This window comes from Devosia sp., assembly GCF_041917035.1.
Lineage (GTDB): Bacteria > Pseudomonadota > Alphaproteobacteria > Rhizobiales > Devosiaceae > Devosia_A.
On record NZ_JAYRYM010000258.1, the window covers coordinates 1 to 4,988 of the forward strand.

Consider the following 4,988-nt stretch of genomic DNA (forward strand, 5'->3'; position numbering starts at 1 on the left):
CACCGAGAAATCATCCTCGCAGCGCACGGCCAGGCAGGTGTACTGCGCGGCGCTCGCGCCATAGGAGCAGCCGAGCGCGGCCCGGTCGCCCTCCCCGGGCAGGGGCGAGTAGTGCCATCCCGCCTCTTGCGCGTGGCAGGCTGCGGGAACGAGCAGGGCGAGAAGCGTCAGGGCTGCGCGCATGCGGGGATCATCCGCTTCCTGTCGCCCCGAGGCAAGTCGTTGATCCAGATCATGGAAACGAACCAGGGTCGGGCGCAGAGGAGGGGTGCCCGCTGAAAGGGGGCAGAAATGACCTTCGAGACCTACGCCGCCATCGTCCTCGTGTTTGCCGTGGTGACGACACTGCTCGTTACCGCCCTGTGGTGGATGGGGCAGACGCGCTGATCATCCCGCCGCGCTCAATTCAGCAAGATCCTCGGCACCGAGGCTGAGCCGTGCCCCCCGCGCCAGGCTCCTCACCTGATCCGGGGTGGTCGCCGATGCGATCGGCGCCGCGACTCCCGGCTGCGCCGCCACCCAGGCGAGCGCGATCTCGCTCAGAGCCGCTCCGGTCCGCCCCGCCACGGCATCGAGCGCCGCGAGAAGGCGGAGACCCCTGGGGTTGAGGTACTTGTCGACCACACCCTTGCCGCGCGGGCTCTTCTGAGCGTCCGCCGCGGCGCGGTACTTGCCGGTGAGAAAGCCCGCCGCCAGCCCGAAATAGTGGATGCCGGAGACCTCTTCCCTGACGCAGATGTCCTGCACCGCGCCCTCGAACTTGTCCCGCGTGTAGAGGTTGAACTCGTTCTGCAGCGTCTCGTAGCGGGCGAGCGACTCGCGCCGCGAGATGGCCAGCGCCTCCGAGAGCAGCCTCTCGTCATGGTTGGAGGTGCCGATGGCCCGCACCTTGCCGGCCCCGACCAGCCGGTCATGGGCCCGCAGGGTCTCCTCCTGCGGCGTGTTCGGGTCGGGCCAGTGGCTCTGGTAGAGGTCGATATAGTCGGTCTGCAGGCGCCGCAGGGACGCCTCCACCTCCTGCTCGATCCACTTGCCGCTGAGATCGCGATGCCCCTGGCCCATGTCCGAGCCGACCTTGGTGAACACCAGCACCTTGTCGCGGTTGCCCCGCTCCTTGATCCAGCGTCCGATGATCTTCTCGCTCTCGCTGTCGTTGCCCGGTACCCAGCGCGAGTAGGAGTCGGCCGTGTCGATCGCGTTGAAGCCCTCAGCAACGAAGGTGTCGAGGATCGCAAACGAGGTCGGCTCATCGGCCGTCCAGCCCACGACATTGGTGCCGAGCACCAGCGGTTCGATATAGAGCTCCGAGCGGCCGAGGCGGCGCTTGGTCATGACGGGTGTCTCCGGGGAAGTGTATGGCGGCGGGACCTCCAGACTAGCCCGCCGAACCATCGGCCACAAGCGATGGATGCCGGTCAACGCGGCTGGATCAGGTCCCAGCGATTGCCGTAGAGATCCTCGAATACCGCGACGCTGCCATAGGCTTCGTGCCGCGGGGCCTCGAGGAACCGGACGCCTCTCGCACTGAACGCCTCATGGTCCCGCTCGAAGTCGTCGGACTCGAGGAAAAAGCCCACCCGACCGCCGGTCTGGTCGCCGACCCGGTCGGCCTGCGCGTCCCCGTCCGCCTGCGCCAGCAACAGCCGCGCCCCCCGGCCACCGGGCGGTGCGACCAGCACCCAGCGCTTACCCCCGCCCAGTTCGGTGTCGGCGACCAGCACGAAGCCGATCCGGTCGCAGTAGAAGGCGATGGCGGCGTCGTAGTCCCTGACCACGAGTGTGACGGTCGCGATTGCGGTGCTCATGGGGAAATCCTGTGACGACCCACCGGCCTCCCGTCAACTGCAGGCGGATGCGTCGAGGTCCGCTCCACAACCGATTTACCGATGGCTTTCCGACCGGCTCGCACGAAGAGTCCGCACCGGAGCACCTGCGCGGAACGCGTTTGCGCCGCCCTCGTCCTTGACCAATCGGTCAAACTCCCCATTGCGCCGCCCGGAAAAAAGCGCTTTGTTGCCGGCCAAGCTCCTGCCGGGCAGACGATGATCGTCGCCACTGAACGCGGGAGCGCAATGCTATTGGGAGACAACCATCATGAACTTGATGAAAACCCTGCTCGCCGCCACCGCGCTCGCCGTGGTGATGAGCGGCAGTGCCTACGCCAAGCAGCTGGTCTATTGCTCGGAGGCCTCGCCGGCCCATTTTGATCCGGGTCCGACCACGGGCGGCAATGATTTCGACGCGTCCTCGCGCACCATCTATAACCGTCTCGTCGAGTTCGAGCACGGCGGCACCGCGGTTCAGCCGGCGCTGGCCGAAAGCTGGGAGGTCTCCGAGGACGGGCTCACCTACACGTTCCATCTGCGTCCGGGCGTCAAGTTCCACACCACGCCGTATTTCACCCCGACCCGCGACCTCAACGCCGATGACGTCATCTTCTCGTTCGAGCGCCAGTGGAAGCAGGACAACCCGTGGTATCAGTACCTCGAGGGCCTGAGCTGGGACTACTTCCAGGGCATGGACATGCCCAAGTTCCTCGCCTCGATGGAAAAGGTCGATGATCTCACCGTCAAGATGACGCTCACCGAGCCCAATGCGCCGATGATCGCCAACCTGGGCATGGATTTCGCCTCGATCGTCTCCAAGGAATATGCCGACCAGCTCGCTGCGTCCGGCAACCTGGCCGACTTTGCCAACAAGCCGATCGGCACCGGCCCGTTCGCGTTCGTCGACTACCAGACCGACGCCGTCATCCGCTACCAGGCCTTCGCCGACTACTGGGCCGGCAAGGTGGCGATCGACGACTTGATCTTCGCCATTACCACCGATCCGGCGGTGCGTGGCCAGAAGCTCAAGGCTGGCGAATGCGACATCATGAGCTATCCCGCGCCGGCCGACATCGCCGGCCTGCAGGCGGACTCGAACCTGACGGTCATGGAGCAGGAAGGCCTCAATATCGGTTACCTGTCCTACAACACCACCATCGCTCCGATGGACAATGCCAGCGTCCGCAAGGCGCTGACCATGGCCATCAACAAGGACGCGATCATCGACGCCGTCTACCAGGGCGCCGGCCAGAACGCCAAGAACCTGATCCCGCCGACCATGTGGTCGTACAATGATGCGATCCCGGCCGACAGCTACGATCCGGAAGCGGCCAAGAAGATGCTGGCCGACGCCGGAATCAGCAACCTGACCCTCGACCTGTGGGCCATGCCGGTCTCGCGCCCGTACAACCCGAACGCGCAGCGCGTCGCCGAACTGATCCAGGCCGACTGGGCCGCCGTGGGCGTCACCGCCAACATCGTGACCTACGAATGGACCGAGTATCGTCAGCGCGGCAAGGCTCCCGATCGTCCGGGTGCGTTCCAGATCGGTTGGACCGGTGACAACGGCGATCCGGACAACTTCTTCGCCACCCTGTTCTCCTGCTCGGCCGTTGGCGTGTCCAACTACTCGGCCTGGTGCAACAAGGACTTCGAGGATGCCATCCAAGCTGCCAAGACGACCTCCGACCAGGCCGAGCGCACCGCGCTCTACACCAAGGCCCAGGAGATCTTCAAAGCCGAGGAGCCGGCGATGACGCTGGCGCACTCCAAGGTCTTCATGCCGATGAACAAGAAGGTCATCGGCTACACCATGGACCCGCTCGGTATCCACCGCTTCGACAACGTCGACGTGGCCGAGTAAGATCGACTCAAGCGAAGGGCAGCGCCGAGCAGGCGCTGCCCTTCGGCATGTCCGGCATGTTCCGCTTCATCCTCAACAAGCTCGCGCTGATCGTGCCGACTGTCTTCGGCATCACAATTGCCGCGTTCGCCTTCATCCGCCTGCTGCCCGGCGATCCGATCGAGGCCATGGTGGGCCAGCACGGCATCACGCCCGAGCGCTACGCCATCCTCAAGGAGCAGTTCGGCTACAACCTGCCGATCTGGGAACAGTACTTCAACTACATCGCGGATTTGCTGCGGGGCGATTTCGGCATCTCGCTGGCGACCAAGCGTCCGGTGATCGAGGAGTTCCTGACGCTGTTCCCCGCGACGGTGGAGCTCTCGCTCTTCGCCATGCTGCTGGCGGTTCTGCTCGGCATTCCCGCCGGCATCTTCTCGGCCATCAAGCGCGGCTCCTGGATCGACCAGATGACCATGGGCGTGGCGCTGGCCGGCTACTCGATGCCGATCTTCTGGTGGGGCCTGCTGCTGATCATCTTCTTTTCCGGCTACCTGGGCTGGACCCCCGTCTCGGGGCGCATCGCGCTGACCTACTTCTTTCCGCGCGTCACCGGCTTCATGCTGATCGACAGCCTTGTCGCCGGCAAGCCCGATGCGTTCATCTCCGCCCTCCGCCACCTGATCCTGCCATCCGTCGTTCTGGGCACCATCCCGCTGGCGGTGATCGCGCGGCAGACGCGCTCGGCCATGCTCGAGGTGCTCGGCGAGGACTATGTCCGCACCGCCCGGGCCAAGGGCCTCGAGCCGCGCCGGGTGATCGGCGTGCATGCCTTCCGCAACGCGCTCATTCCCGTGGTCACCACCATTGGCCTGCAGGTCGGCCTGCTGATGGCCGGTGCCATCCTGACCGAGACGATCTTCTCCTGGCCCGGTATCGGCAAATGGATGATCGATTCCATCTCCAAGCGTGACTACGTTTCGGTCCAGTCCGGGCTGCTGCTCATCGCTCTGATCGTCATGGCGGTGAACCTGCTCGTCGACATTCTCTATGCGGTGATCAATCCGCGCATCCGGGTGCAGTGATGAGCGCTGAAGCCGGCATGACCCCCCCGCGCCGCTTCGCCGCCCTGCGCGAGTTCTGGTACTATTTTTCCGTCAATCGCGGCGCGGTACTCGGCCTGGCTGTGTTTCTGCTGCTGCTGCTGGTGGCGCTCCTCGCGCCGGTCCTGGCGCCGTTCCCGCCCGATCAGCAGTTCCGGGAATTCATCCGCATGGCGCCGCCCTGGGCCGGCGGCACCCAGCCGCAATTCCTGCTGG

The 4,988-nt window shown here is 65.3% G+C and carries 5 protein-coding genes and 1 pseudogene; 3 read left to right on the forward strand and 3 right to left on the reverse strand.

The genetic code is table 11. The features are described from left to right. The 3 genes from ACE3TU_RS18695 to ACE3TU_RS18705 all read right to left on the reverse strand — a co-directional run. On the reverse strand, positions 1–183 hold a 183-nt coding region (locus tag ACE3TU_RS18695; RefSeq protein WP_374626971.1), incomplete at its 3' end, for a hypothetical protein. 204 nt (positions 184–387) lie between these two features. Continuing rightward, the gene (locus ACE3TU_RS18700) at positions 388–1,332 is read right to left on the reverse strand and encodes an aldo/keto reductase (protein ID WP_374626973.1); all 945 of its coding nucleotides are present in this window, start codon (positions 1,330–1,332) and stop codon (positions 388–390) included. Between the two features lie 83 nt (positions 1,333–1,415). Further along, on the reverse strand, positions 1,416–1,805 hold the full coding sequence (locus ACE3TU_RS18705) for a VOC family protein (RefSeq protein WP_374626975.1): 390 nt from the start codon (positions 1,803–1,805) through the stop codon (positions 1,416–1,418). Positions 1,806–2,094: 289 nt separating this feature from the next. Here ACE3TU_RS18705 and ACE3TU_RS18710 point away from each other — a divergent pair, with 289 nt between their 5' ends. The 3 genes and pseudogenes from ACE3TU_RS18710 to ACE3TU_RS18720 all read left to right on the forward strand — a co-directional run. Further along, on the forward strand, positions 2,095–3,690 hold the full coding sequence (locus tag ACE3TU_RS18710; protein WP_374626977.1) for an ABC transporter substrate-binding protein: 1,596 nt from the start codon (positions 2,095–2,097) through the stop codon (positions 3,688–3,690). 56 nt (positions 3,691–3,746) lie between these two features. After that, a complete protein-coding gene (locus ACE3TU_RS18715) occupies positions 3,747–4,754 on the forward strand; it encodes an ABC transporter permease subunit (RefSeq protein ID WP_374626979.1) in 1,008 nt (335 codons plus the stop codon). Next, positions 4,754–4,988 (forward strand): annotated as a pseudogene (locus ACE3TU_RS18720) (dipeptide ABC transporter permease DppC); the annotation flags it as partial. The gene ACE3TU_RS18715 and the pseudogene ACE3TU_RS18720, both read left to right, overlap by 1 nt.